Source organism: Acinetobacter sp. CAU_H_S170_2, assembly GCF_058890445.1.
This window is the reverse complement of sequence record NZ_JBZYAE010000001.1, coordinates 1-25,161: the sequence shown is the minus strand read 5'-3', so window position 1 is coordinate 25,161 and position 25,161 is coordinate 1. Positions and strand designations below refer to the sequence as shown.

The 25,161-nt window shown below is 42.9% G+C and carries 25 protein-coding genes; 9 read left to right on the top strand and 16 right to left on the bottom strand.

All coding sequences use genetic code 11. The annotated features are described in order from the left end of the window. Nucleotides 1-183 precede the first annotated feature (183 nt). Nucleotides 184-1,044 carry a methylated-DNA--[protein]-cysteine S-methyltransferase gene (locus AC5EUN_RS00125; RefSeq protein ID WP_148825318.1) on the top strand — a complete coding sequence of 287 codons (861 nt, stop codon included), beginning with the start codon at nucleotides 184-186 and terminating at the stop codon, nucleotides 1,042-1,044. A 37-nt stretch (nucleotides 1,045-1,081) separates the two neighbouring features. Here AC5EUN_RS00125 and pyrE read toward each other — a convergent pair whose 3' ends face one another. Further along, nucleotides 1,082-1,732, bottom strand: a complete 651-nt coding sequence (gene pyrE, locus AC5EUN_RS00120; RefSeq protein WP_087011901.1) for an orotate phosphoribosyltransferase — start codon at nucleotides 1,730-1,732, stop codon at nucleotides 1,082-1,084. A 39-nt stretch (nucleotides 1,733-1,771) separates the two neighbouring features. On the opposite strand from pyrE, the gene AC5EUN_RS00115 reads away from it, so the two are divergent. Further along, complete coding sequence (locus tag AC5EUN_RS00115; protein WP_062031929.1) at nucleotides 1,772-2,590, top strand: exodeoxyribonuclease III; 819 nt, start codon at nucleotides 1,772-1,774, stop codon at nucleotides 2,588-2,590. A gap of 454 nt (nucleotides 2,591-3,044) precedes the next feature. After that, complete coding sequence (locus AC5EUN_RS00110; protein ID WP_493352094.1) at nucleotides 3,045-3,395, top strand: Spx/MgsR family RNA polymerase-binding regulatory protein; 351 nt, start codon at nucleotides 3,045-3,047, stop codon at nucleotides 3,393-3,395. Between the two features lie 49 nt (nucleotides 3,396-3,444). On the opposite strand, the gene AC5EUN_RS00105 is transcribed toward AC5EUN_RS00110, so the two are convergent. Then, complete coding sequence (locus tag AC5EUN_RS00105; RefSeq protein ID WP_004691748.1) at nucleotides 3,445-3,882, bottom strand: DUF2147 domain-containing protein; 438 nt, start codon at nucleotides 3,880-3,882, stop codon at nucleotides 3,445-3,447. A 155-nt stretch (nucleotides 3,883-4,037) separates the two neighbouring features. Between AC5EUN_RS00105 and AC5EUN_RS00100 the strand changes: the two genes are divergently transcribed. Further along, on the top strand, nucleotides 4,038-4,949 hold the full coding sequence (locus tag AC5EUN_RS00100; RefSeq protein ID WP_348923869.1) for an alpha/beta hydrolase: 912 nt from the start codon (nucleotides 4,038-4,040) through the stop codon (nucleotides 4,947-4,949). Between the two features lie 70 nt (nucleotides 4,950-5,019). On the opposite strand, the gene AC5EUN_RS00095 is transcribed toward AC5EUN_RS00100, so the two are convergent. After that, nucleotides 5,020-5,586: an FMN-dependent NADH-azoreductase gene (locus AC5EUN_RS00095; protein WP_039890677.1), complete on the bottom strand. Its 567-nt coding sequence runs from the start codon at nucleotides 5,584-5,586 to the stop codon at nucleotides 5,020-5,022. Nucleotides 5,587-5,832: 246 nt separating this feature from the next. Between AC5EUN_RS00095 and AC5EUN_RS00090 the strand changes: the two genes are divergently transcribed. Further along, a complete protein-coding gene (locus AC5EUN_RS00090) occupies nucleotides 5,833-7,068 on the top strand; it encodes a GGDEF domain-containing protein (protein ID WP_286405205.1) in 1,236 nt (411 codons plus the stop codon). Here AC5EUN_RS00090 and AC5EUN_RS00085 read toward each other — a convergent pair. From AC5EUN_RS00085 to AC5EUN_RS00065, 5 genes are all read right to left on the bottom strand, one after another. Next, nucleotides 7,065-7,703, bottom strand: coding sequence for a glutathione S-transferase family protein (locus AC5EUN_RS00085; protein ID WP_493352093.1), 639 nt, complete (start codon nucleotides 7,701-7,703; stop codon nucleotides 7,065-7,067). The two genes, AC5EUN_RS00090 and AC5EUN_RS00085, sit on opposite strands and share 4 nt — an antisense overlap. 17 nt (nucleotides 7,704-7,720) lie before the next feature. Continuing rightward, the gene (gene dsbD, locus AC5EUN_RS00080; RefSeq protein ID WP_493352092.1) at nucleotides 7,721-9,547 is read right to left on the bottom strand and encodes a protein-disulfide reductase DsbD; all 1,827 of its coding nucleotides are present in this window, start codon (nucleotides 9,545-9,547) and stop codon (nucleotides 7,721-7,723) included. 19 nt (nucleotides 9,548-9,566) lie between these two features. Continuing rightward, the gene (locus AC5EUN_RS00075; protein ID WP_004978317.1) at nucleotides 9,567-10,337 is read right to left on the bottom strand and encodes a transporter; all 771 of its coding nucleotides are present in this window, start codon (nucleotides 10,335-10,337) and stop codon (nucleotides 9,567-9,569) included. A 14-nt stretch (nucleotides 10,338-10,351) separates the two neighbouring features. Then, a complete protein-coding gene (locus tag AC5EUN_RS00070; RefSeq protein WP_004978318.1) occupies nucleotides 10,352-10,894 on the bottom strand; it encodes a hypothetical protein in 543 nt (180 codons plus the stop codon). Nucleotides 10,895-11,033: 139 nt separating this feature from the next. Continuing rightward, complete coding sequence (locus tag AC5EUN_RS00065) at nucleotides 11,034-11,408, bottom strand: HPF/RaiA family ribosome-associated protein (RefSeq protein ID WP_004691760.1); 375 nt, start codon at nucleotides 11,406-11,408, stop codon at nucleotides 11,034-11,036. 691 nt (nucleotides 11,409-12,099) lie between these two features. On the opposite strand from AC5EUN_RS00065, the gene AC5EUN_RS00060 reads away from it, so the two are divergent. Next, nucleotides 12,100-12,831 (top strand): outer membrane protein OmpK, encoded by a 732-nt coding sequence (locus tag AC5EUN_RS00060; protein WP_148825311.1) that lies wholly within the window; start codon nucleotides 12,100-12,102, stop codon nucleotides 12,829-12,831. 96 nt (nucleotides 12,832-12,927) lie between these two features. Next, a complete protein-coding gene (locus AC5EUN_RS00055; protein ID WP_148825310.1) occupies nucleotides 12,928-13,434 on the top strand; it encodes a GNAT family N-acetyltransferase in 507 nt (168 codons plus the stop codon). Here the strand turns inward: AC5EUN_RS00055 and AC5EUN_RS00050 are convergent. Beyond that, nucleotides 13,423-13,929, bottom strand: a complete 507-nt coding sequence (locus AC5EUN_RS00050; protein WP_148825309.1) for a DUF1877 family protein — start codon at nucleotides 13,927-13,929, stop codon at nucleotides 13,423-13,425. The two genes, AC5EUN_RS00055 and AC5EUN_RS00050, sit on opposite strands and share 12 nt — an antisense overlap. A 355-nt stretch (nucleotides 13,930-14,284) precedes the next feature. Between AC5EUN_RS00050 and AC5EUN_RS00045 the strand changes: the two genes are divergently transcribed. After that, nucleotides 14,285-14,992, top strand: a complete 708-nt coding sequence (locus AC5EUN_RS00045; protein ID WP_058870529.1) for a phospholipase D family protein — start codon at nucleotides 14,285-14,287, stop codon at nucleotides 14,990-14,992. A gap of 81 nt (nucleotides 14,993-15,073) precedes the next feature. On the opposite strand, the gene urtE is transcribed toward AC5EUN_RS00045, so the two are convergent. From urtE to AC5EUN_RS00010, 7 genes are all read right to left on the bottom strand, one after another. Beyond that, entirely contained in the window at nucleotides 15,074-15,772 is a 699-nt protein-coding gene (urtE, locus tag AC5EUN_RS00040) for an urea ABC transporter ATP-binding subunit UrtE (protein ID WP_078425113.1), read from the bottom strand. A gap of 10 nt (nucleotides 15,773-15,782) precedes the next feature. Continuing rightward, nucleotides 15,783-16,601 (bottom strand): urea ABC transporter ATP-binding protein UrtD, encoded by an 819-nt coding sequence (gene urtD / locus AC5EUN_RS00035; RefSeq protein ID WP_004691767.1) that lies wholly within the window; start codon nucleotides 16,599-16,601, stop codon nucleotides 15,783-15,785. Continuing rightward, nucleotides 16,598-17,671 (bottom strand): urea ABC transporter permease subunit UrtC, encoded by a 1,074-nt coding sequence (gene urtC, locus AC5EUN_RS00030; protein ID WP_168158745.1) that lies wholly within the window; start codon nucleotides 17,669-17,671, stop codon nucleotides 16,598-16,600. Before urtC ends, urtD begins: the two co-directional genes overlap by 4 nt. A 4-nt stretch (nucleotides 17,672-17,675) precedes the next feature. After that, the gene (urtB, locus tag AC5EUN_RS00025; RefSeq protein WP_178895743.1) at nucleotides 17,676-19,307 is read right to left on the bottom strand and encodes an urea ABC transporter permease subunit UrtB; all 1,632 of its coding nucleotides are present in this window, start codon (nucleotides 19,305-19,307) and stop codon (nucleotides 17,676-17,678) included. Nucleotides 19,308-19,402: 95 nt separating this feature from the next. Beyond that, nucleotides 19,403-20,686: an urea ABC transporter substrate-binding protein gene (gene urtA / locus AC5EUN_RS00020; protein ID WP_493352091.1), complete on the bottom strand. Its 1,284-nt coding sequence runs from the start codon at nucleotides 20,684-20,686 to the stop codon at nucleotides 19,403-19,405. Between the two features lie 376 nt (nucleotides 20,687-21,062). Then, the gene (gene parE, locus AC5EUN_RS00015) at nucleotides 21,063-22,943 is read right to left on the bottom strand and encodes a DNA topoisomerase IV subunit B (protein WP_004978337.1); all 1,881 of its coding nucleotides are present in this window, start codon (nucleotides 22,941-22,943) and stop codon (nucleotides 21,063-21,065) included. Between the two features lie 14 nt (nucleotides 22,944-22,957). Continuing rightward, entirely contained in the window at nucleotides 22,958-23,533 is a 576-nt protein-coding gene (locus tag AC5EUN_RS00010) for a YqiA/YcfP family alpha/beta fold hydrolase (protein WP_493352483.1), read from the bottom strand. A gap of 240 nt (nucleotides 23,534-23,773) precedes the next feature. Between AC5EUN_RS00010 and AC5EUN_RS00005 the strand changes: the two genes are divergently transcribed. After that, nucleotides 23,774-25,105: a PGAP1-like alpha/beta domain-containing protein gene (locus tag AC5EUN_RS00005; protein ID WP_062031880.1), complete on the top strand. Its 1,332-nt coding sequence runs from the start codon at nucleotides 23,774-23,776 to the stop codon at nucleotides 25,103-25,105. Nucleotides 25,106-25,161 lie beyond the last annotated feature (56 nt).

Below are 25,161 nucleotides of genomic sequence, written 5' to 3'. Positions count from 1 at the left end.
TTCAGTTAAAACGCCATCTCCAGCGGAACAGGTCACTGTTCCGCTTTTTTATGCTTAGCAATGGATGACTAAGCCAATCAATAAACGTTTCGAACCTTTTGTTATAAAGCGCAAGAAACGGATTTTCAGGCCTCGCTGGATTTGTTAGTGTTTTCTTAAGTTAAATGATTTCCGCGAGTAATCATGACAGAACATAGCAATTACGCACGTGTGGCAAAGGCAATTGAATACATTGAACAAAACTTCAAACAGCAACCCAGTTTGGCTGAGATTGCAGAACACGTTCATTTAAGTCCTACACATTTTCAGCGTATCTTTAGCGAATGGGCAGGCATTAGCCCGAAGAAATTTCTACAATATATTAGTGTGGAATATGCAAAGTCGGTTTTGAAAAATCACACAGAAAATAATATTTTTGCAGCAACTTTTGACACTGGCCTTTCCAGTACCAGCCGATTGCATGATTTATTTGTCCAAATCGAAGGTATGACGCCCGCAGAATATAAACAGGGCGGTGAAGCACTCCACATTCACTATAGTTTTGCCGAAACCATTTTTGGCTCCGTCATTATTGCCTCGACCCCTAAAGGGATTTGTCATATGGCCTTTACCGAAGTAGATCGGGATGCATTGGTCTATCTGAAAAAACAGTTCCCACGTGCGACATTTATTGAAGATCAGGATGAATTACAACGCAAAGCACTCGCGATTTTTCAGCAAGATCAAAACAGCTTATCAGAGATTAAACTGCATCTGAAAGGCACCGACTTTCAGCTCAAGGTCTGGCAAAGTCTGCTCAAAATTCCCATGGGACAGCTCAGCAGTTATGCACATATTGCTCAAGAGATTGGGCAAAAGCGTGCCTCACGAGCGGTCGGAACAGCAATTGGCAGCAATCCCGTTGCCTTTTTAATTCCCTGCCATCGGGTCATTCAGTCTTCAGGGCAACGTGGCGGCTATATGTGGGGGACAACACGTAAAACTGCGATGATTGGCTGGGAAGGGGCGCATAGCCAAACACTAACCATAAAAGAGAGCGAATAAAAAAGGAAGCCGAAGCTTCCTTTTTTTGTTTCAACGTTTAGACGCCATATTTCACGCGATAGGCTTCCATTTTTGCTAAAGCTTCTGTCTCACCTTTAGCCTCTAAATAATTCATCAAATCTTTCATGGTCACCAATGCATGCACAGGAATTTCCAATTCTTTTTGGACTTCTTGAATCGCAGACAGTTCACCTTGACCTTTTTCTTGGCGGTCTAATGCCACCAACACACCTGCAATCTGCGCACCTGCATTTTTCAAAATGGTGACTACTTCACGGATCGCTGTACCCGCAGTAATCACGTCATCAATAATCCAGACTTTTTGGCCTGCAACGGACGCACCAACCAAGACCCCGCCTTCACCATGATCTTTGGCTTCTTTACGGTTGAAACCCCAAGGCACACTCACCCCATGATTTTGTGACAAGGCCACCGCTGTTGCAGCAACAAAAGGAATCCCTTTGTACGCAGGACCAAAGACCACCTCAACATTGTTGCATTCTGTCAGTTTGGCTGCATAGCCAGATGCCAGTAATGACAAGGCTTCACCGTCATTGAGTAGACCTGCATTAAAAAAATAAGGACTCACACGACCCGATTTTAAAGTAAACTCACCAAATTTAAGCACGCCACGTGATAATGCGAGTTCGATAAAAGCTTGAGGGTTAAATGTCGCTTGCGTTGTCATGCGATGCTCCGTATTTTCAAATTGAGGTAAGACTTGCGCATGATACCAAAGAGTAGCTATCCAAGTGATCAAAAAATTTTACGTGTGGTTTCAATTAACGTAAATGGTCTACGTTCTGCAGAAAAAAAAGGGATTTTTGATTGGATTGCCACATCAGATGCTGATGTGATTTGCATGCAAGAATCTCGCATCACCCACGAACAATGGACCGATAAATTTAAACCTGAAGGCTGGCATACTCACCTGTTCCCTGCTGAACGTCCAGGGTATGCTGGCACTGCTATTTATAGCCGTTTACCATTTGTTTCAGTTACTGATGGACTTGGTTTTGAATTAGCCGATTCTCAAGGCCGCTTTATTTCGGCTGAGTTTGACTTAGGCTTAGACCAAAACGTGCATATTTGTTCACTCTATTTACCATCGGGTTCTTCTGGTGAAGAAGCACAAGTACGTAAAGACCACTTCTTAGAAGAATACAAACAAATTTTGAAACAATGGCGCGATGAAAATAAATCCGTGATTGTCTGTGGTGACTACAACATCGTGCATAAACGCATCGACATTAAAAACTGGTCAGGCAATCAAAAAGCCTCAGGCTGCTTACCGCACGAACGCGCTTGGCTCGATCATATTTATGATGAACTTGGCTATGTCGATACTTTCCGTGAAGTACGTCCAGAAGCTGAGCTTTATTCGTGGTGGTCAAACCGTGGACAAGCCCGTGCGAAGAACGTGGGCTGGCGCATTGACTATCAAGCGTGCTCACCTGACTGGAAAGCCCGTACAGTCAATGCTTGGGTCTATAAAGAAACATGGTTTAGCGACCATGCACCTGTCATTATTGACTACAAAATCTAGATAAATGTAAATATTTAGCTCATATCCAGTGAACAACTGTTTACTGGATATGAGTTTTTAACCTACATTATCTGCCGTTTTTTGAGTCTTTTTCTGATCAATCAATCAATGCATTATGTTTCCACGGCAAAGGGACGATGTCAGGATGACAGCACAAGGACAGGACGCCGTAGGATGAAATTAAAACGAACTATGGAAATAGTTGGTTTTCAAGGATGTGACAATGGACGTTGTAATGAGACCCGCATGATCAGGATGATTAAATGCGGGTTTTCTCTTTTTTAGTCTCTGCCTTTTTTTAATGCTTCTTCTTTTTGTATTCTATTTTTCTTTGATTTAATTCTAAAACGCTTTTATGACAAGACGATGACGCTATTGGCTTAAATCGCGACACTAGAGCTGCTCTGCTTTTTCCGTTACTCTAAACCCAGCTTAAAATTCAGAAGGGTTTTCCATGTTAAACGTGTATGGCATTAAAAATTGTAATTCAATGAAAAAAGCATTCGACCTACTGAATGAGTTAGGTTTAGCGTATGAGTTTCATGATTATAAAAAACAAGGCATTGATGCTATGACTGTCAAAACATGGCTCGATCAGATTGGGGCAGATGTGGTCCTGAATAAGAAAGGTACCACTTGGCGTAAGCTGACTGAAGCAGAACAAGACACTGCTTTAGCTTCAGAGCAAGGACTGATTGATGCTCTCACCACACATAACAGTCTCATCAAGCGCCCCGTGATTGCAACACCCGATGGTTTTATTGTGGGTTTCAATGAAGATGCAATTCGTGCCTTGAAGGCTTAACAAAAAATAAAAAGCCGAGCAATTGCTCGGCTTTTTTTGTTGGATGGGATTAGTTCGCGCGAATCCAAGTTTGGTTACGGCCTAATGCAGCCACACCAATGTAGCCACGAAGCTCTAGTTTTTTACCACCAGCAGCAATGTTGCCTTTTAATTTATAAGTTTTACCCGTTTGCGGATCTAAAATTGATCCACCTTCATAGCTTGTACCGCCCGCGTTTTTCAGACCATGTACAATCGTTAAACCTTTCAACGATTTGTTTTTGTATGGGCCTTCACACTTGGTACATGCATTTTCTTCACCTGGTGTCAAAATACCTTGAATACTCGCAGTTAAAGTTCCATTTTTTTGCTCAGTGAATTTAACCAAGGCTTTCGCTTGTTTAGTTTTGTCATCAATCGTTTTCCAAACAGTGCCATTCAGCGGATCTGCTGCATGAGCTAGAGCGGTTAATCCTAGTACGCTTAACGCAAGTGCAATTTTTTTCATTTTTGTCATTTCCCTAGTCTAGTATAGACGACTATCATTATTAAAAAGTCACAACAATTTTTCAATTTTTCAATGTGACCAATTAGTGTAACCTTGTAAATTATGTTGGTAAATACACAAACTCAAGGTAAAACAAATAACAAAATGGTATAACTATGAAGATTGCCGATCCATGGAAACAAATTTTTACGGAGCAGTTGTTAAAAACCACGATTCGAACCCCAAGTCGCTTTAGCCTTCCACCCAGTAGTCAGCGGTTCCTTCTTGAACAAATGTGTCGTGCATTTCCGCTCAATAAATCGATTCGGATTCGCCCTCTACGTCTCGCAGGCCTGCGTGCGGAAGAATTAAAACCTGAAACTGAAGCCACTCAGCTCATTCTGCACATTCATGGTGGGGCTTTCTTTTTAGGTTCAATGAATACCCATCGCGCGTTTGTCTCAGACCTTGCAGCCAGCACACAAATGCAGGTTATTCACCTTGACTACCCTTTGTCGCCTGAACATCCCTATCCTGAAGCCATTGATGCGCTGTTTGATGTTTATCAGCTGTTATTGGGCCAAGGTATACAAGCCAAAGATATTATTTTATCGGGGGATTCATGTGGTGCAAATTTAGCGCTAGCCTTGGCGCTGCGCATTCGTGATGAACAACGCCCTCAAGTCAGTGGGCTGATTCTGCTTTCGCCATTTTTGGATTTAAGCTTAACCAGTGAATCTATTCGCTATAACAGCAAGCTCGATGCACTGTTATCCATCGAAGCCCTTGAAACAGGCATCGACTATTATGTTCCAGAGCAAATCGACCCCGCCGACCCACTCGTTTCACCCTTATTTGATGATTTAGCAGACCTCCCGCCTACCCTTGTACAAGTCGGTTCGAAAGAAATTCTCTTGGACGATGCCCAGCGGTTTAGAGATAAAGCGACCAAGGCAGGTGTAGATGTGACATTTAAACTATACACAGGCATGTGGCATAACTTTCAAATGTTTAATGCATGGTTTCCAGAAGCTAAAATGGCTTTGGATGATATCGCAACGTTTGCTCAAGCGCTCGACCAAGACTAGACACATTCCGCATAAAAAAAGGTCAGCTGAACGCTGACCAAATGAGGAATCATGGAACTACAGTTATTGTTTAAATCGCTTGCACCTGTGCTAAAGCTGCTGCAATGGCTTTATCTTTCAGCTCTGGCCCCATATTCACGCCTTCAGCACGAATGATTTCAACATCGGTCACACCGGTAAAATTAAAGACGGTTTTTAAGAAGCCTTCTTGGAAGTCAACAGGACTATTTTCACCATAGACACCACCGCGACTACTGGCAATATAGGCTTTCTTGTCACCAGCCAAACCGACCGGGCCATTTTCAGTATATTTGAAAGTACGACCTGCAACACTAATGCGGTCAATCCATGCTTTTAAAGTCGAAGTAATCCCGAAGTTATACATCGCTGCACCAATCACCACAACGTCCGCATCTAAGTACTGTTGAATAATACGTTCGCCCAGAGCCGATTGTTCTGCATTTTGACCCATTAAAATTTCTGCGTCTAAATGTGGAATCGGTTGCGTTGCCAAATCCAAATATTCAACCTCAACTTGCGCATGCTTTTCGCTGAGTTGCGAAACAATCGCTTGGCTCAACTGACGAGACACAGAAGCATCCGCCATAATACTTGAATCAATATGTAAAACTTTCATGGGATGTTCCAACATAATCTTTATTGAATAGTTGCATTTTAAAATAAGATTATCCTTAGAATAATAGGCCTATTCAAAACACTATGTTCTAAAAATAGAATGGTCTTTCCCTGCTGAGCTACATACTCAGTTCGTCACCTTTGATACCGTCTTTTTATAAGATTGTGATATGTTGAAAGCAATGTATAAGAAATCAATCACATTATTTAAAAAATAAAGCGGATATATCAAGGATGAAACGATTGAATGAGTTCATGGTTCTCAATATCTAAACAGCTAAGCAACAGCAAACTTTCTCATTATCTACTTGAAGAGGAAGTGATTATGAACTGGGATACCTTGAAAAAGTGTATTTTAATCCTTGTTCTCGGCTGTTGTGTCAATTTGATCTGGTTAGTTTGGGAGACTTTTGTACTGTTCAACTCAGAATATTGGCATGTCGTTAATGTTCAGCTTTTGCGTCACAAATTGGTTATTAATTCCATTTTTTTCATCACGTTATTGGGTTTGATTTACCCTTGCTATGCCCTACAAAAACAAGCTTGGGTACAACGATTCCTCCCTTATATTGCGATTGGAATTTTAATCATCTCACTTTGCTATAACGATTATATGATTGGGGTGTTTAGCCCTGTCACTATGGTGGTCTATATTTGTCTGATCGCTGTCGGTTTGGTGTTGTTTGAGCGAAAGATCGTGTATGCGATGCTAATTCCTGCGACAGGCTTCTTAACCTTCTCAGGCTACCTCAGTTTTATTGATGTGATTCCTTATGCTCCTATTTTTCAGATTGATGGCCAACTCTTTCTCAATGGGTTTTGGCTCCTATCGATGCTGTATTTCGTTATTCCCATCCTAATCACTTGTCTGATTTTATTTGAAATTTTACTTAGCCAATGGCGACATCGTGAACGACTCATTCAACATTTAAGTCAGATCGACCCACTAACCAATACATTTAACCGTCGCCATATTAGCCAAAGTTTGGAGTATTTGCATCAGCAAGATCCGCATAATCCCTATGCCGTCGTCCTCTTAGATCTCGATCATTTTAAAAGCATCAATGACCAATTTGGACATCATATGGGAGATAACGTGCTCATCGCTGTGAGCCAAGAATTAAATGACCAGATACAAAAACATGACCTAGTGGGGCGCTTTGGCGGAGAGGAGTTTATCCTTATTTTAAAACATGCTTCACTCCCTAAAGCCGATCAAATTGCGGAACGTTGTCGCTCAGCCATCGAGGCTTTAGTCATTAGCAATGATGAAGGTCAATCTATCCGCGTTACAGCTAGTTTTGGTATTGCACAATCTCACCATGGACTCAGACCTCAGCAAGTTTTGAGTCAAGCAGACAAAGCACTCTATGCCGCTAAAGCCAGTGGACGTAATCAAATCAAATGCTATCTGGAAATCAATCCCGGTGAGATCAAAGATAGCGCTGCATTTGGTGACAAACACCACATTTCACCTAACTAAGCTGCTTCTGCCCGTGCCGCGTTGACCCATTGTATGACCGCAGGATGCTGCATAATCTGTTGCATATACTGCTGGCTGCGTTTAGACACAGGCAGTGCATAACTCTTAAAGCGCATCACTACAGGGGCATAGAAGGCATCGGCTATAGAAAAATCACCAAATAGAAAGGGATGTTCATCTGCACGCTGTGCCCAAATTTGTTCAATTCGTTCGACATCTGCTCTTAACTCAACATGCTGCGCCCACAAAGCTAGCCCCTCAGCTATGCTGTACTGCGCTTGAATATTCATGGGGCATAATTGGCGTAGTGCCATAAAACTACTGTGCATCTCACCACTGATACTCCGTGCTTCTGCTCTCAAATAGTCAAGCTTGGGCCACAGGGCTAAATCTAGATTTTGCTCGGCCAAATATTCACAGATGGCTAAAGAATCCCAAATTTTAAATTCACCCACATCCAATACGGGCACTTTAGCATTGGCATGAATGTGGGACAGTTGCTCTTTAAAACTGGGGTTTGTCGCATCAAAGCGAACCAGTGCCTCTTCAAAATCGATGTTAAATGCGGTCAAGACCAACCACGCTCGCATTGACCAACTGGAGTAATTTTTATTGGCAATATATAAACGTTGCATCACCCTTCTCCCTCAGGTTAAAAACGTTGTAATTGAGCTAAAAGTTCAGCCTCAGTAAATGCACCGGTTAAACGTAAACCACGAATTTCTTGTTGTGAGGCATCTAAGAATAAATAGGTCGGTGGTCCTAAAATATCCCACTGGTTTAAAAGCACTTGATGGGTTGCATCGTAATGACTCAAATCCAATTTAATCAAATAATATGGCGCAAGCGCTTGCTGTACCGTTGCAGACTTTAATATACGGTGTTCAATCGGCTGACAAGCAACACACCAATCCGCATAGACATCGATAATGATCTTTTGACCTTTTGGTGCTTGTGCCAAGAGCTGCTTAAACTCCGCTGCCGTCGCTACCACATGCCAACGCGCAGATGCAGCCACTGGCGCTTCAAAGAAACGCTGACTCTGCTGATATTGGCTATAGGCAATGTACGTCCCGCCAATGACTAGAGCCACGATGTACAGCATACGCAACTGAGTTTTATGCCACATCAAACGATACAACACATAAATAATAAAGCTCAAGCCTAGCAGCAGACTCAGTGCTTGCATCCATGTTTCAGAAAGCAAAGGACGCACAAAATACAGCGCTAAAGCCAACATGATGAAAGCAAAGAATACCCGAACCTGATTCATCCACAGCCCAGCACGAGGCAATACCTTAGCACCCAGTACGCTTGCCAATAACAATGGTGTCCCCATACCAAAGCCTAAGGTGAACAGCAAAATGGCCCCTTGCCACTGGCTTTGTGTTTGCGAAATAAACAGTAAAGCGCCTGCCAAAGGTGCCGTCATACACGGTCCAACCAACAGCGCAGAGATCATGCCCATAATCGCAGCACTGATCAGGCTTCCACCCTTTTGCATAGACTGGATATGATCAAGTTTATTCACCACGGCTTGCGGCAGTTTAAGTTCAAACAAACCAAATAGATTGAGCGCGAATAAAACAAAAAGAATGCTAAAAGCAATCAGGGTGGATGGCTGTTGTAACCAACGCTGGAAGTTCAAACCTGCAGATGAGGCCACCAAGCCCAAAATGGCATAGACCATGGCCATACTGCACACAAAGACCAAAGCAATCATCCATGCTTTCAGGCCTTTGCTATCGCGAATAATTAAAGAGGTTAAAATCGGCAACATCGGTAAAGAACACGGCGTAAACGCCAGTAATATCCCGAGGCCAAAGAACAGTAATAAACCATAGGCCAACGAGCTTTTGGCTAACTCTTCAGACCAAATTTGGTCTTGCGCAGCCATCGTATCAGAAGCTGTTGCGGCGGGTTCAGCAGTGACTGTGGGGTTGATCGGCTCAAATTGCGGATTCGATTGCGCGGCTAAATCTAACAGTCGTTTTGATCCACCTGCTTGGTCTTGTAGGCTGACCAAACCATTTACATCCGTTTTAAACTCAATGCTTTGCGGTGGATAGCAAATACGATCTTTGGCACAGCCTTGCCAAGTCACCTTATAGGTCTGCGAGGCCTGTGTATCTAAGTCAAATTGCACTTGTTGATAATAAACTTGGGTGTGTCCATAGTTTTCATCATACAGATCATGCGCAGGCGGTAGCTCAAGCTTAAGGGGCTGACCCGCCTGTTGCACTTCAAATTTGTGCTGATACAGATAATACTGTTCAGGGATATTCCAGTGCAGTTGAGCCTTATGCTCAGTCGTGGATTCCACTGTAAATGGAAAAGCATCTTCAGCTGAAAGAAGTGGAGTTTCCGCATGAACGTTTAGGATACTGGCCCAGATACACAGATTGATGATCAATACTGACAGCGCCAGATACCACGTTTTGCCGCTCATCCCCTGTTTCAGATGAAGATGCTTTTTCATAATATGTTCTTTTTTCTAATTAAAATAAGTATGAAACACCAAGGCCTGAATAATAACTTTTATCTGAACCATTTAAGTCAACACCAACACTTGCGTCCAACTGCATCCGATTATTCACCGCATACATTACACCTGTACCGAGCGCATATTCATTGTCTTGACTTTCTGCTTTACGATAAACCAATTCAGAAAAACCGCTGAGTTTATCGGTAAATTGATATTCTAAAGTCGGAATTGCAGAAATGGCCCAATCACTATTTTGCACTTCATAACGCATAGTGATGGATGTCGACACGAGGTCGCTATAATCGTATGCAACCACAGATGACAGACTATAAATATCATCTTCATTGGTGAAACCATCATTACCTGTGGCAATAATCGCTTCAGCCAGTACCGCCATACTCAAGCGTTCATCATCCAAAGGAATCGCCGCTTTCACACCCACACTGACATCCCCCAAACCATCTGTTTCAGACTTATTGCCTGCCACTTTCATTTGTTGCCAAGAGGGCCCAGCCCAACCCAATTGCAATTCGATGTTTTCAGCTAAACCTGTGCGCAATAACATATCTGCATTTAAGCTGGTGGTTTTGACTTTTTCACCATCAGCCGTGGTCGATTCAGCATAGTGCGCATTGGCCAAGCCCTGCTCCCAAGCCAACTGTCCCACAGGCGTAATCCCTGTCCCTATGCCCGAACCTGGGCGGTCAAAGGAAAAATCTGCAGCCATCGCATTCATACTGAACCCAGCGGCTACACATAAACCTAAATGTTTTAATTGCATCATGATGATCTCGCTGTTTAAGCTAATTCTTTTGTCATTTTTGCACCATGCTGACGAAGCAACTCTAAAGTTTGCTTTTCTTCAGCCAATGCTTCGGCCCAATTAATTTCGTCAAATTCACAATCAAAGAATAAATCGCTAATTGAAGATAAAATAGTTAAGCCATCTTCATCTTTGGTGTTTGGATCAACTTTTTCATCCAATAAACGTTTGACCGCGGGCGCACATGCAGCACTTGCAGCATCCCAAAGTGGGCCATAAATTTCTTCTGTATCCCACAAATGCAAGTTTGCTTTGCCATGAATCAGTTGTTCTAAAATGTCTAAATGTACCGCTAGAGTCTGTTGTTTTTCTTGTTCTGACAGCGGTGCGCCTGCTTCATACGCTTCGCAAATCGCTTCCCACCATTTGAATAAGCCATCTGACCAGACAGAAATCACAGGTCCTTTTTCAGGATCGATAAAATTGAGACTTAACCCATCGGTCAATAGACGTTGAACTTGTTGAAGATCTAATTCTTCAAGTGCTTGCACGAAAGCTTGTTGTTGCGCGGTTAACATGGAGATGACGCTCTTCAATTCAGTTTATTCTATTATGCCGAATAAACGGGACATTTGTTATCCGTAATGTTGGATAAAAGTGAGTGCCCAGCATTAAAAAAGCCCCTGATTGAGGGGCTTTTTTTAAATTCGGTGAGGTTTAATCTTCCTCATCATCAACTAGGCCATCATCCTGATCTGCATATACAGGTTGGCCAGCACGTGGTTTATCATTTTTTTCAAAGGTATGTTCTAAACTACGTTTAAGGCGATCGATCGCGCCATGAATCGCAGTATCGACATTATGACCTTTATGATTTACAACCACGGGTTTTAAACCTGCTGGACGCGCTTCAATCATACATTGAATGTCGTCATCTCCGCCTTTATGGCTATTGGCATCACTTAGATGCACTGAAAAGTGGGTAATGCGCTCACTGTGACGTTGAAATTCTTGATTCAGCTCTTCGCGTATATAACTAATTAAACGGTCACTATTTTGAATGTTTTTATCTGTACGGATTTCTATGTTCATAAAATAACATCCTCTCTCTCTTTCTTTATTCGACTCTTTTGTTGTACGAAGATTTTTATCTCTTGGTACACTTGTAACTTACTGTTTTAACAGTATTCGACCATCTTCAATTGCTTTGGAATGTAACCTCCATCGATTGAATGATGAACACTTTTGAGTCTGCAGATCTGTGTCCTTCTCCTTTGAATATCGGGCCTAACTGAAAATTATGCAAGTGATATTTTTAAAAAAATATGAAAAGGATACTTATTGTGACAAGCCCTTACTTGCATGGCTAAAAACAGATGGATTTGATTCCATCTTCTACTATTCAGGTGACTTCATTGGCTAGAATGAACAAAAAATCTAATGATTATGACAACTTCAATTACGGCAGGAATGACTCCAAACATCGATCATTCATTCTTTGCAAACATCCCCCAAATAAGTGCAAACCCTGTTCCATTCTAGGATTCTCCCGAGCTGTATCATGTCGATATTGCTAAATTTATTATTCAATCCCCTAACATTTTTTCCAAGAAGGTCCATATCAAATTAAGTGTCATGCGTGAAAGGCAACATTAAACCATTTGGTAAAAAAAGTATAAAAAACGGCTCATTTTGATATCTATTTTCAATGACGTTCGTCAAATTTGGCTTTATTTTTGCTTAATAATCGGTATCCTGTATCCGATTTTTTGGGGAAATATTCATGAAACTGACTCAAATTGCTGCTTTCGTAGCATTATCTTCTGCTGCGGCAATCTCTCAAGCTGCGCCGATTTGGCAAGACTTTAGCTTCACTGGTTTATATGGTGAAAACTACAAATCACCATTTGTGACTCAAGACGAAAAACTTGAGCAAACAACCATTACTGCAGAATATGCAGCTGGCTTCAAATATGGCGATTTCTTCGCTTTCGCTGACCGTACCAACAACGATGCTGATGGCAATGAAACTTACTTTGAAGTTGCACCACGTTTCAGCTTAGGTGCGATGACAGGAACTAAACTTGAGCTTGGCCCAGTTAAAGATGTGCTAGTTGCAACGACATGGGAAGGCGGTGAAGGTTTCAACAACTACCTCTATGGTATTGGTTTTGCCTTAAACGTGCCATATACACAGTATGCAAACATCAACTTCTACAAAGCAGATAATGACCTGACTGATGATGATTATCAAATGACCATCACCTATGCAGTACCGTTCAAACTTGGTTCTGAAGACTTTTTAGTTGATGCCTTCCTTGACTGGTCAACTGCTGAAGATGACCATGCAAGCGAGTTAAACTGGACTAGTCAGTACAAATGGAATGTAGGTAAACACATTTCTCCAGATACACGCCTATACGTGGGTATCGAGCACTCAGTTTGGAATAACAAATACGGCTATAAAGGCGTTGACCAAAATGACGTAAGTGCGTTAATCAAATACCACTTCTAATTCACTTTTGTGAATATCCAAAAGCAAGACTTCTGTCTTGCTTTTTTTTATGCAAAAGCAGCATGATAAAGCCCCAACGCATACAACCTTGCCTTCATGTCTTTTCTCATTCGTCCAGCCACTGAACACGATCTGCCCGCGATCCAAAATATTTATAATGCAGAAGTCTTACATGGCATGGCCACTTGGAATGAACATGCCTATGATTTAGCGCATTTCCAAAAACAATTACTACACTTTCAACAAAACCAATTTCCATTTTGCGTGGTGGAAGACCAAGAAACGCAAGCTATTGCTGGCTTTGCAGACTATGCCACCTTCCGTAATTTTTCAGGCTATCGTTATACCGTTGAGCACTCGATTTATATTTCACCCAACTATGCCCGTCAGGGCTTAGGTCAACAGCTTTTAGCGTATTTGATTGAAAAAGCAAAAATGCAGCACATGCATGTCATGGTTGCAGGGATTGACCACGCCAATCTGGCTTCAATTGCTTTGCATGAAAAGTTTGGCTTTGTACAAACTGGATATATGCCCCAAGTCGGACAAAAGTTTGGGCAATGGCGTGATCTGGTGTTGATGCAACTGCTGTTAAATCAGTGAGGTCGGGACTAAATTGTCACTGGTGACGCTGATCACGGCATACGTATGCTTGGCCGCATGTTCATAAAAGTTTCTGAGCTGAGCAAAGACTAAACTCAACTCGGCAAATTGCAATTCAATCGATTCGGTCTGGATGCCATGTTCCTGTTCTAAGCGTTTCAAACAATTGGTTTGCATATGCTTTTTAAAGTCTTCGATATCCAGTTTTTCTAAAGCTTCCTGGACTTCAACCACACGCACCGCGGTGTTATAACGTACCTCTGTAAGTTGTTTTTGGCGCTCTGCCAAGTGATGCTCGGCTTGCACACTCAAAGCCAGTAAAGAAGTGCCAGACTTAAAACTACCTTGCAATAAGGTCTGTAAGATTTTCCAGTTTTTACCTAAAAGCAGATGCGACTCGATGTGCTCCGAATTCAGCACATCGTCGACAGAAATAGATTCTAAAATCAACGTTTCCAAAGCATTGGGCGGAATACTTAATAATAATGTGTCCATATGGCTGCTCTTATTGTTGTTGCTTTGCATTAGCTTAACGCGTCTAAAAGCATACTGCTCAAACAATTTGTATGAGTAATTTTTCATACAAAGTTAAAGACGACCAACCTTTACTTCCAACCCAAAGGCCGGCCAACACAGACTATAATTTACCCCTCCTAGCAAATGTATATATTGAGACTCAAACAATCGAATCCCTCAAGGGAGTTTTCGGTTTTGATTGGATGAGGACAGAACATCATTGTGATATTTTTCAGCTTGATGAAAAAATTCAAATTACACGTCTAGATCATCCCTAACCAAGTATTTATGCGTTAATATCTCATTTAATTATTCAAAATAATCAGAGGGATAAATGGCAAAATTTTTAAATACAAGTGGTACTAATTTTTTTCTTGAAGAACTCATCAAAAATGCAAAAGAACGCCTTATTTTAATTAGTCCTTATCTCCGTTTAAATGACCGAATTAAGGAATTACTCGAAGATAAAGATCGTCTCAAAATTGACATTCGTATTGTCTATGGAAAAAGTGATTTACACCCAGACGAAATTAAATGGATGCAAAAATTGGATTATGTTCGCGTTAGCTTTTGCAAAAACTTACATGCAAAATGCTATATCAATGAAAGTGAATGTATTATTTCAAGTCTAAACCTTTATGAGTTCAGCCAAGTCAATAACAATGAAATGGGGATCTTAGTCCGTAAGTATGAAGATAATGAAGTCTTCAAAGATGCTTATGAGGAAGCTCAAAGGATTATCCGTATTAGTGATGAAGTACGTATTACTCTAGATGAAGTAAAAGCTGAAGCTTCTCCAGTTTCAGAGATGAAAGAAAGCGAAGAAGAAATAATTTTTACCAAACTAACGACTGCAAAACTCGCAGCAAAAGTTGGAATTAAAACCCCAGACTTATTAGAAAAATTAGTCAATAAAGGCTATTTAAACCTTACAGAAAATGGAAAACATTTTCTTACCGATTCAGGAAAAGCTATTGGTGGTGAGTTCCGAACTGGTCAGTATGGTATTTATTTTTTATGGGATGAAAATACTGAGATTTAAAAACAATAAATCCCTCCAAACCTCCCTTTTAAAAGGGAGGCTTCCCCCTCTCCCTTTGGAAGAGGGGGAGAATAAAAAAGCTTAAATCGCTACCAATTCTCGAATACCTTTTGCAGGCATTTCACAGCCTGCCCCTTGCGCAATCACTTGTCCACGGGCCATGACGGTATATGCATCGGCCAGCTCCTCGGCAAAATCATAAAACTGCTCGACCAAAACCACCGCCATGTCGCCGCCATCTGCCAGTTTACGAATCACTCGGCCAATGTCTTTGATAATAGAAGGTTGAATGCCTTCTGTAGGCTCATCCAAAATTAACACCCGAGGCTCTGATGCTAGGGCACGCGCAATCGCCAGCTGCTGCTGCTGCCCCCCTGATAAATCCCCGCCTCGGCGGTGCTTCATTTCATCTAAAATTGGGAAAATTTCATACAAATGCTCAGGCACTTTTCGAGTTTTCACCCCCTTAAACTTGGCCATGCCAATCAGGATATTTTCTTCGACAGTTAAGGTTGAAAAAATATCACGCCCTTGCGGCACATAAGCCAAACCTACACGCACGCGTTGCTCGGGACTCATTTTCGAAATGTCCTGACCATCAAGTAAAATCTGTCCGGACTTAATCGGTAAAATCCCCATTAAACATTTCAGTAAAGTGGTTTTCCCTACGCCATTACGCCCCAGCACCACGGAGCACTCTCCCACAGGGGCCTGAAAGGAGACATCTCTTAAAATATGGCTGCCACCGTAAAACTGATTGACGTCTTTGACTTCTAACATGGTCGGCTCCTTAACGTCCTAAATATTTCTCAATCACATCTTCATTGGCCTGTACCTCAGCCAATGTACCTTCGGCTAAAATCGCCCCTTGAGCCAGTACAGTCACTTTTTCACTGATGGTGTCGATAAAGCTCATGTCATGTTCAACCACCACCAAGGTGTGATTTTTCTTTAACTCTAAACATAGCTCAGCGGTTCGTTCCGTTTCGGCATCGGTCATACCCGCCACAGGTTCATCGAGTAGGATCAGCTTAGGACGTTGCATAAGCAACATACCGATTTCCAACCATTGCTTTTGTCCATGTGACAACAGCCCCGCAGGTTTATGTACCCACTCTTCTAGGCGGATTTGCGCCAATGACTCATCCAAAGCCAGCTGTGCGTCTGGATCTAGTTTGCTGAAGAAGCTTTTCTTCACCCGCTTATCTTTGGGTGCAGCGAGTAGCAAGTTTTCCATCACGCTAAAGTTTTCAAATACCGTTGGTTTTTGAAATTTACGCCCAATGCCTGCTTCCGCAATTTGCTCGGTACTCATCTTGGCCAAATCATAGTTTTGCCCAAAAAAAGCGGAGCCTTCTGTCGGTCGGGTTTTTCCCGTAATCACATCCATTAGTGTGGTTTTACCTGCCCCATTGGGCCCAATGATGCAGCGTAGCTCTCCTTCTTGGATGTATAGCGATAAATCATTTAAGGCACGAAAAGCATCAAACCAAACACTAACTTTCTCCAAGTACAGTGCAATCCCATGACTGAAGTCGGCGCCTTGTTCTTTGGGACGTCCATAGCCGTCTGAAGCATGGCCACCATGAGGTTGTATTAGCTCACTCATTCGCTACGCTCCTTTTTAAAACGGTCAAACAGACCAATGACACCTTTGGGTAAAAAAATGGTGACCACAATAAATAAAGCACCCAAAATCAATAACCATGCTTCTGGATAAGCCACGGTGAAATAGGTTTTCACGCCATTAATTAACCCTGCACCCAAAATTGGGCCAATCAAGGTGCCACGCCCACCCGCAGCCACCCATACCGCCATTTCAATCGAATTGACAGGGTTCATTTCACTCGGGTTAATAATGCCAGCCTGAGGCACATACAAAGCTCCTGCGATACCTGCAATCACTGCGGACAGTACCCATGCAGAAAGCTTGTACCACAGCGTACGATAGCCCAAGTACTGCAAGCGGTTTTCACTGTCCCGAATCGCCCCCAGCACACGACCATAGGGTTTATTCATGAGATGACGCAGACCTACAAAGCACAGCATCAACACCAAAGCCGTTAAGGAACATAAGGTGGCACGCATGGGAGCAGAAGTAATGTCCATGCCTAAAATAGTCTTAAAGCCAGTAAATCCATTGTTTCCGCCAAAGCCTGTTTCATTGCGGAAAAATAACAATGCCGCAGCAAATGTCATGGCCTGCGTAATAATCGAGAAATACACGCCTTTAATTTTGGAACGAAAGGCAAAGAAACCAAAGATGAAGGCCACCACACCAGGAACCAACACCACCAAAGCCAAAGCCCATAAGAAATGATTGCTACCCACCCAATACCACGGCAGTTCAGTCCAACTTAAAAACCGCATAAAGTCAGGCAGGCTGTCACCCGCTGTCTGACGCATCAGATACATGCCGAAGGCATAACCACCAAGGGCAAAGTACAAGCCATGGCCTAGGCTTAAAATGCCTGCATAACCCCAAACCAAGTCCAGCGCCAAAGCCACCAGAGCCAAACACATGATTTTGCCAATCAAGGTGACCCAATACGCAGAGAGATGAAAGGCAGAATCTGCCGGTAGCAAATGTAACCAAGGCAGGATCAACATCACCGTAAAGCAGACCGCAATAGCGAACGCACTATAAGGTTTATCGGAAAATAAAGAAGTGATTTTCATGCGCTTACTCCACAAAACGGCCTTTGATGGCAAACAAACCTTGTGGACGTTTTTGAATAAACAAAATCACAAGAACCAGTAGAATAATTTTTGCAAGAACAGCCCCCATCCCAATTTCAAGGACTGTACCGCTGATCCCTAAACCAAGCGCCGCCAGCACAGCTCCCCAAACTTGCCCGACACCACCTACCACAACAACCAAGAAAGCATCGATAATATAGTTCTGACCCAAATCAGGCCCAACATTGCCCACTTGCGCTAAGGCACAGCCCGCTAGACCAGCCAGCCCAGAACCCAGCCCAAAGGCCAACATATCGATACGGCTAGAGCGGATACCGACAGCACGTGCCATTTGACGGTTTTGTGTCACTGCACGAACAAACAGACCAAAGCGAGTTTTATTAAGCAGGTAAACCAACAGCAGTAGCACCGCAACCGTAAACACAATAATGGCAATCCGGTTATACGGCAGCATCAAACTCGGACTCAGCGCTATCCCGCCCGATAACCAAGAAATATTCGAGACTTCAACATTTTGCGCGCCAAAAATCATCCGCACCAATTGCATCAAAATCAGACTGACCCCAAAAGTGGCCAACAAGGTTTCAAGCTGACGGCCGTACAGTGGACGAATCACCGTCCGTTCAATCAACATACCAATTAAGGCGCTCACCAAAAAGGCCGCAGGAATAGCAGCAATCAAATACCAATCGACATAGCTACCCAAGTAGGTCTTAAACAGGCTTTGCACCACATAGGTGGTATAGGCCCCAATCATAATCAACTCACCATGCGCCATATTAATCACACCAAGCAGGCCATAGGTGATGGCCAAACCGAGCGCTGCTAGCAGTAAAATACTGGCCGTACTGAAACCTGAAAACACATGTCCAGCCCATTCACTGGCTTGGATCCGGGTTTTAATCTGACTTTTGGCATCCACCAACACAGTTTTGAGTTCTGGGTTCAAATTTGATTGAGTTAAAGCCTGCTCAACCAGTGCCAGCACATCGGGACGGTTGGAATCTGTAAGGACTTTAGCAGCCTGAATTTGGACTAAAACATCTGGACTTTCAAAGTCGAGGCGCGCTTTGAGCTGTGCCAAGCGCTGTTTAACTTTATTATTTTGTTCATGCAGATAGAGCTGATTAATCTGCGCAACATTCAGTTCAGACAGATTATTTTCTAAAATATCAATGGCTGCTAAACGTTGGGCAGATTCTTCAGATTTTAATTTGGCCTGTGCCTGTCCAAAGTTTAAGGCTTTACGTAAGGTGTTGACCAAAGTTACCTGAGACAAATCCCCTGGCCAAGTTTCAATTACTTGCTCATCGGGATAACGTAATAATTTTTCATTATTTTTTAAGATATACGTCGTGCCTGCACTGTCTTTGTATAACTCATCATTTTCAATAAATGCAACGAGACGATCAAACTCTTCAATCGTGCCCGGCCACTGGTTCAGCATGGCACGACGCTCTGCAAATTCTGCTTTAACAAAACGTTGAATGGCATCATTAGATGCTGATGCACTTTGTGTAGGAGAAGCAGGTTCAGTATTTTCAGCCCAAACACTGTTACTCATGAGCTGTGCCATTGAGCAGAGTATCGCGACACAAAAAATCTTTGGATTCATAAAATATTCCCTTAAGGTTGCTTAAAAAGTCCCGTATCGGGATGTTTTTATTTAAGAGCCCACAGCCGAAGCTATAGGCTCAGTACTTAAGACAATTATTTAGGAATGTATGGGCTCCAAGGCTCTGCTTTAATCACACTCGGTGTTTTGTAGACCACATCAAACTGACCATCTGCGCGAATCTCACCAATCATGACTGGTTTATGTAAGTGATGGTTTTCTGCATCCATTTTTAAGGTGTAGCCAGAAGGTGCTTTGAACTCTTGGCCTGCCATCGCAACGCGAACTTTATCAACATCGGTACTGCCTGCTTTTTCAACCGCTTGTTTCCACATATTAATGCCCACATAGGTGGCTTCCATCGGATCATTGGTCACGATTTTGTCAGCATTCGGCAACTTATACTGCACCGCATACTGCTTCATTTTATTCACAAATTCAGTATTGGTCGGGTTTTTCACCGACATGAAATAGTTCCAAGCAGCCAAATGTCCAACCAATGGTTTGGTATCAATACCACGGAGTTCTTCTTCACCCACAGAGAAAGCCATGACTGGAATATCCGAAGCTTTAATGCCTTGGTTACCCAGCTCACGATAGAACGGTACGTTAGAATCGCCATTGATGGTTGAAATTACTGCAGTTTTCTTACCCGCAGCAAATTTCTTCACATTTCCAACAATGGTTTGATAGTTACTATGACCGAAGGGGGTGTACTCTTCCATGATGTCCGCATCGGCCACACCTTTGGACTTCAAGAACGCACGTAAAATTTTATTGGTGGTGCGTGGGTAGACATAGTCCGTACCGAGTAGAACAAAGCGCTCTGCTTTACCGCCCTCTTCGCTCATCAAATATTCCACCGCAGGAATCGCCTGTTGGTTCGGTGCAGCGCCTGTATAGAAAATATTTTTCGACTGTTCCTGCCCCTCATATTGCACGGGATAGAACAATAAACCATTCAATTCTTCTACCACAGGTAACACTGACTTACGCGATACCGATGTCCATGAACCAAAAATCACCGCGACTTTATCTTGGGTAATAAGTTGACGTGCTTTTTCAGCAAATAAAGGCCAATCAGATGCTGGATCGACTACGACAGGTTCTAATTTTTTACCCAGCACCCCACCATTGGCATTAATTTCATTTATGGTCATCAAGGCCGTATCTTTGAGTGAGGTTTCAGAAATTGCCATGGTGCCTGACAGGGAGTGCAAAATTCCGACTTTGATAGTGTCACCACTGCTCACTGCCGCTGCTGGCTCAGACGTTGCTGTTTCCGCTTTCTCCGCAGGTTTTGAACAACCTGTCAAAGCAATAGTCCCCATCATTGCAGTTGCAAGGAATGTTTTCGTGAGTAATTTTTGTTGGAACATCTTGATTTTCTCCAAACTTGAAACTTAGGGTGCATTTTGCAATGCATGATTGTTATTCGCGCTATGAGTGCCAATTCAATTTCTATGCCAAGCAGGATTTTAGGATATACAAATCATTATCAAATTTTTAATTATTTTAATATTTATCAATAATTTATTAATTTTAAAATGCACTGTATTTTAGGTAGATTTTCGCTCAGAGGACTACTTTTCTGCATACAAACTTGTATACATCATGTGTTCCAAATCAATTCATTTCTCCTAATTCAATCGATTGACTGAAAAATTTTGCACAGATTAAGCGCAATCTTATTGCCCATCTGCGCAGCAAAAAGCCCGCAATGTGCGGGCTTTTTGCTTTTGTCCTTAGCAGTGCTTAAACCACTAACTCGGCCAAGTTACCTTTCTGCTCTAACCATTCTTTACGGTCACTGGAGCGTTTTTTTGCCAGTAATTTGTCCAATAAACCTGCGGTAAAATGACTGTCATCCAAATCTAACTGCACCAAACGGCGTGTATTTGGATCCAACGTGGTTTCACGCAGTTGGCTTGCGTTCATTTCACCCAAACCCTTAAATCGAGTAATTTGTGGGTTCTTGGTTTTGCATTTTTTTAACATGCTTTCAAGCTCATCATCGTCCAAGGCATAGTGCACATCTTTTGCATCATCAATTCGATACAGCGGTGGCATCGCCACATACAGATGTCCCTCTTCAACCAAGATCGGAAAATGTTTCACAAACAAAGCACACAGCAGCGTCGCAATGTGTAGACCATCCGAGTCGGCATCGGCCAAGATACAGATCTTGCCATAACGTAATTCGGATAAATCATCCGACCCCGGATCGACCCCGATCGCAATGGCAATATTATGCACTTCTTGCGAAGCCAAGACTTCATCAGAAGAGACTTCCCACGTATTTAAGATTTTCCCACGAATGGGCATGATCGCTTGGAAGTTTTTATCACGTGCCTGCTTGGCTGAACCACCGGCAGAATCCCCTTCTACAATGAACAGTTCAGACTCTTCTAAGGTATGCCCAACACAGTCTGACAATTTTCCGGGTAAAGTCGGACCTGCCACAATTTTCTTACGTTCAACTTTTTTCGCAGCTTTCAGACGACGACCTGCTTTCGAGATCGCCATTTCTGCCAACTGCATGGCAATATCGGAGTTTTGGTTCAACCACAGTGCAAAAGCATCTTTCGCAATGTTCTGGACAATCCCCGACGCTTCACGACTGGATAAACGCTCTTTGGTTTGGCCTGAAAACTGTGGCTCTTGGAACTTCAACGACAAAATATAGTTCACACCATCCCAGACGTCTTCAGCCGACAGCTTCATATTGCGTGGCAGCAAATTACGCAGTTCACAAAACTCACGCATCGCATCGGTCACACCTGAACGTAGGCCATTCACATGAGTTCCGCCTTGCGCCGTTGGAATCAAGTTCACATAGCTTTCTTGGACCAATTCGCCACCATCGACATTCCAACAAATGGCAAATTCGGCACTGGCACGCTCAGCATCTCCTGTTGCCACAAAGGCTGGATGAGGCAGAATCTCACGATCTTCAATTTCATCCATCAAATAATCGACGAGGCCATTTTCAAACTGCCAAACGATTTTTTCGTCATTGATTTGATCGACATAATTGATTTGCAAACCGGCAGCCAAAACAGCTTTGGCTTTTAAGTTGTGCTTCAGCGCTTTCAGGGCAAATTTCGGTGAATCAAAATATTTAGCTTCAGGCCAAAAGTGAACGGTGGTTCCTGTCGCACGCTTCGGAGCTTTACCTTCTAATACCACCAAGGGCGCAGTCGGTTCACCGTGCTCAAAGGCCATTTGGTAGAGGTTGCCTTGACGCTGAACTTCTACTTCGACTCGGCTAGATAAAGCATTCACCACGGAAATGCCTACGCCATGCAAACCACCTGAAAACTGGTAGTTGTCGGTACTGAATTTACCACCTGCATGCAGCTTGGTCAGGATGATCTCGATCCCGCTTTGACCATATTCGGGGTGAATATCGACAGGCATGCCACGACCATTGTCTTCGACTGAGAGTGAACCATCTTTATAAACGGTGACGGTAATTTTGTTGGCATGACCGGCCAGTGCCTCATCGACTGCATTATCAATAACCTCTTGCGCCAAATGGTTTGGGCGTGTGGTATCGGTATACATGCCGGGACGACGACGTACCGGATCTAAACCAGATAATACTTCAAGCGATTGAGCCGTATATTGAGACACGTTGTACTGTTTCCTTATTTTAAGCAGTCCGATAAAAACTGTAATGCCATCGGTATTTTGTCTGCGAAATCTTCCATCGCATGATTGCCTTGCGTTTCCGAGATCACGAGCGCTGCGCCATTATAATAGCGCTGTGCTTCACGATAATCCAAAACTTCATCGCCTTGTTGCAATAACACTAAAATTTTGTCTGCATCTTGCACAAATGGCAGTTCAATCTGTTCTAAATAGTCCAATTGCGCATCATCGAGCGTCCAATGTTCATTGACTCTATAGGGCAGTTGCGTCGCACCAAATAGATCTCGGAACAAATGCCATGGTTGCATAACCGGATTGATCAGCACAGCCGGTACTGCCAACTTCGCGACCAGTTGTGTCGCATAAAATCCACCTAAACTACTGCCCACCAGTACTACCTGATCCAACTCCTGAATCAAGGCGGCCAATTTTTCTAAGGCCAAATGTGGCGGCATGTTCAAGTCTGGCAAATGCACGTGCCACTGTGGATGAGATTCGCAATAGCGTTTCAGCAATTGACCTTTAATCGATAAAGAACTGCTTTGAAAGCCATGTAAATAAATAATATTCATGCTGTACATTTACTCTTCTACATCATTTTTATTGAACTCAAAAGAGATGGCTTCAGCCGACTGTATTATTTTGTATGGATATAAAAATTGTCAGACAAAAAAATAAGGTCATCTGTGTATTCATCGCTATTGTAAAAGTTGTTCGAGATGAATTAGATAAGCTAGAGTGCTAAGAATTTATACCGTGATCGTTGAAAAAAATAAAGTCCCTTTGGACACAGAAACACAAGGGTAGAAAAAATGCCAAGTTTAACGCCTCTGCACGAGACCTATTGTAAATGGGATCGTACTCCTCCCAGCCAAGCCGACCTGCTTGAAGGGATTGCTCAGTTGGTGACAACTCGCTTAGGCGACGTCGTCCACGATTTAATTCAGGCCATTCAGCGTGAAATTTTAATCAGTTTATTTGGGATGAATGAAACCAGTTCCAAGAAGTTTCTGTCGACACGGTCAATTGAAAAAATTTACCAGTTTTCCTTCAATACCTTGCAAAACTACGGTAGCTATTTATTGGCGCCAAGTTTGCGTCATATCATTGAGAAATTTCCAAATTTGCATCGCAAACCCTTAACCCCAACCATGCATTATTTAGTCGGTGCAATCAATGGTGTTTTGGGCGACTATTTACTGAAATACCACAACCCTGTGGCGCTACCGATGGTGTTTTATGATCATTACGGTGCTATCCAGCAAGGCGAGTTGTCTGGGCGCGTGGTGATTATGGTCCACGGTCTATGCATGAACCATTTGTACTGGAGCACGGCGCGTTATGGCGGTATAGGGGAAAAACTGCTGGCGCAACGTGCACAAAATACCATGCTATATCTCAACTACAACACGGGTCGTCGTATTTCAGCCAATGGGCGTAGCTTTGCCAACTCACTACAAGATTTACTTAACCGTAACCCACGGATTAGCTCGATTGATCTGATTGGACACAGTATGGGTGGACTGGTTTCACGCAGTGCGCTGTTCTACGGCAAACAAAATATGCAAAGCTGGATTCATGTGGTGGAAAACATGGTCTGTATTGGTTCTCCGCATCATGGTGCGGCTTTAGAACGTTTTGGCTTTCATTTGCAGGACAAATTGGGACGTTTCCCTTTTGTCAAAATTATTGGGCATATCGTCAACATTCGCAGCAACGGTATTTTAGACTTACGGCATGGCAGTGTGCGGGATGATGACTGGGAACATAATGAAGCGCGTATTGGTCATGTTGATGACAATCGTAAGCCAGCCCCTTTACCCTCCCATATCAATACCTTCTTGGTGGCAGGTACCATTGAGTTTGAACATCGCAAATATCGCGCGCTCAATGTGATTGGGGACTATTTGGTCAGTGTGAAAAGTGCCTTAGGCGAGCATATGAATCCACGCTTTCAACTGAAAGTTCCCGATTCACATAAAGCCATTTTCTACGGCTTAAACCATTTTGAGCTACACACCCATGCCAGTGTTGCCGAACAAATCGTCAATTGGTTCTATCCAAATCCAACCGAAACGGAATATGGTCAAGTGCATGAATACATGATCGGGTTGGATGATTTGGAGGGCATTGCGCTCACCTAGGCCCCCTCATTCACCTCATAAAAAAGCCAACATGACGTTCGCTTTTTTTATCTTTA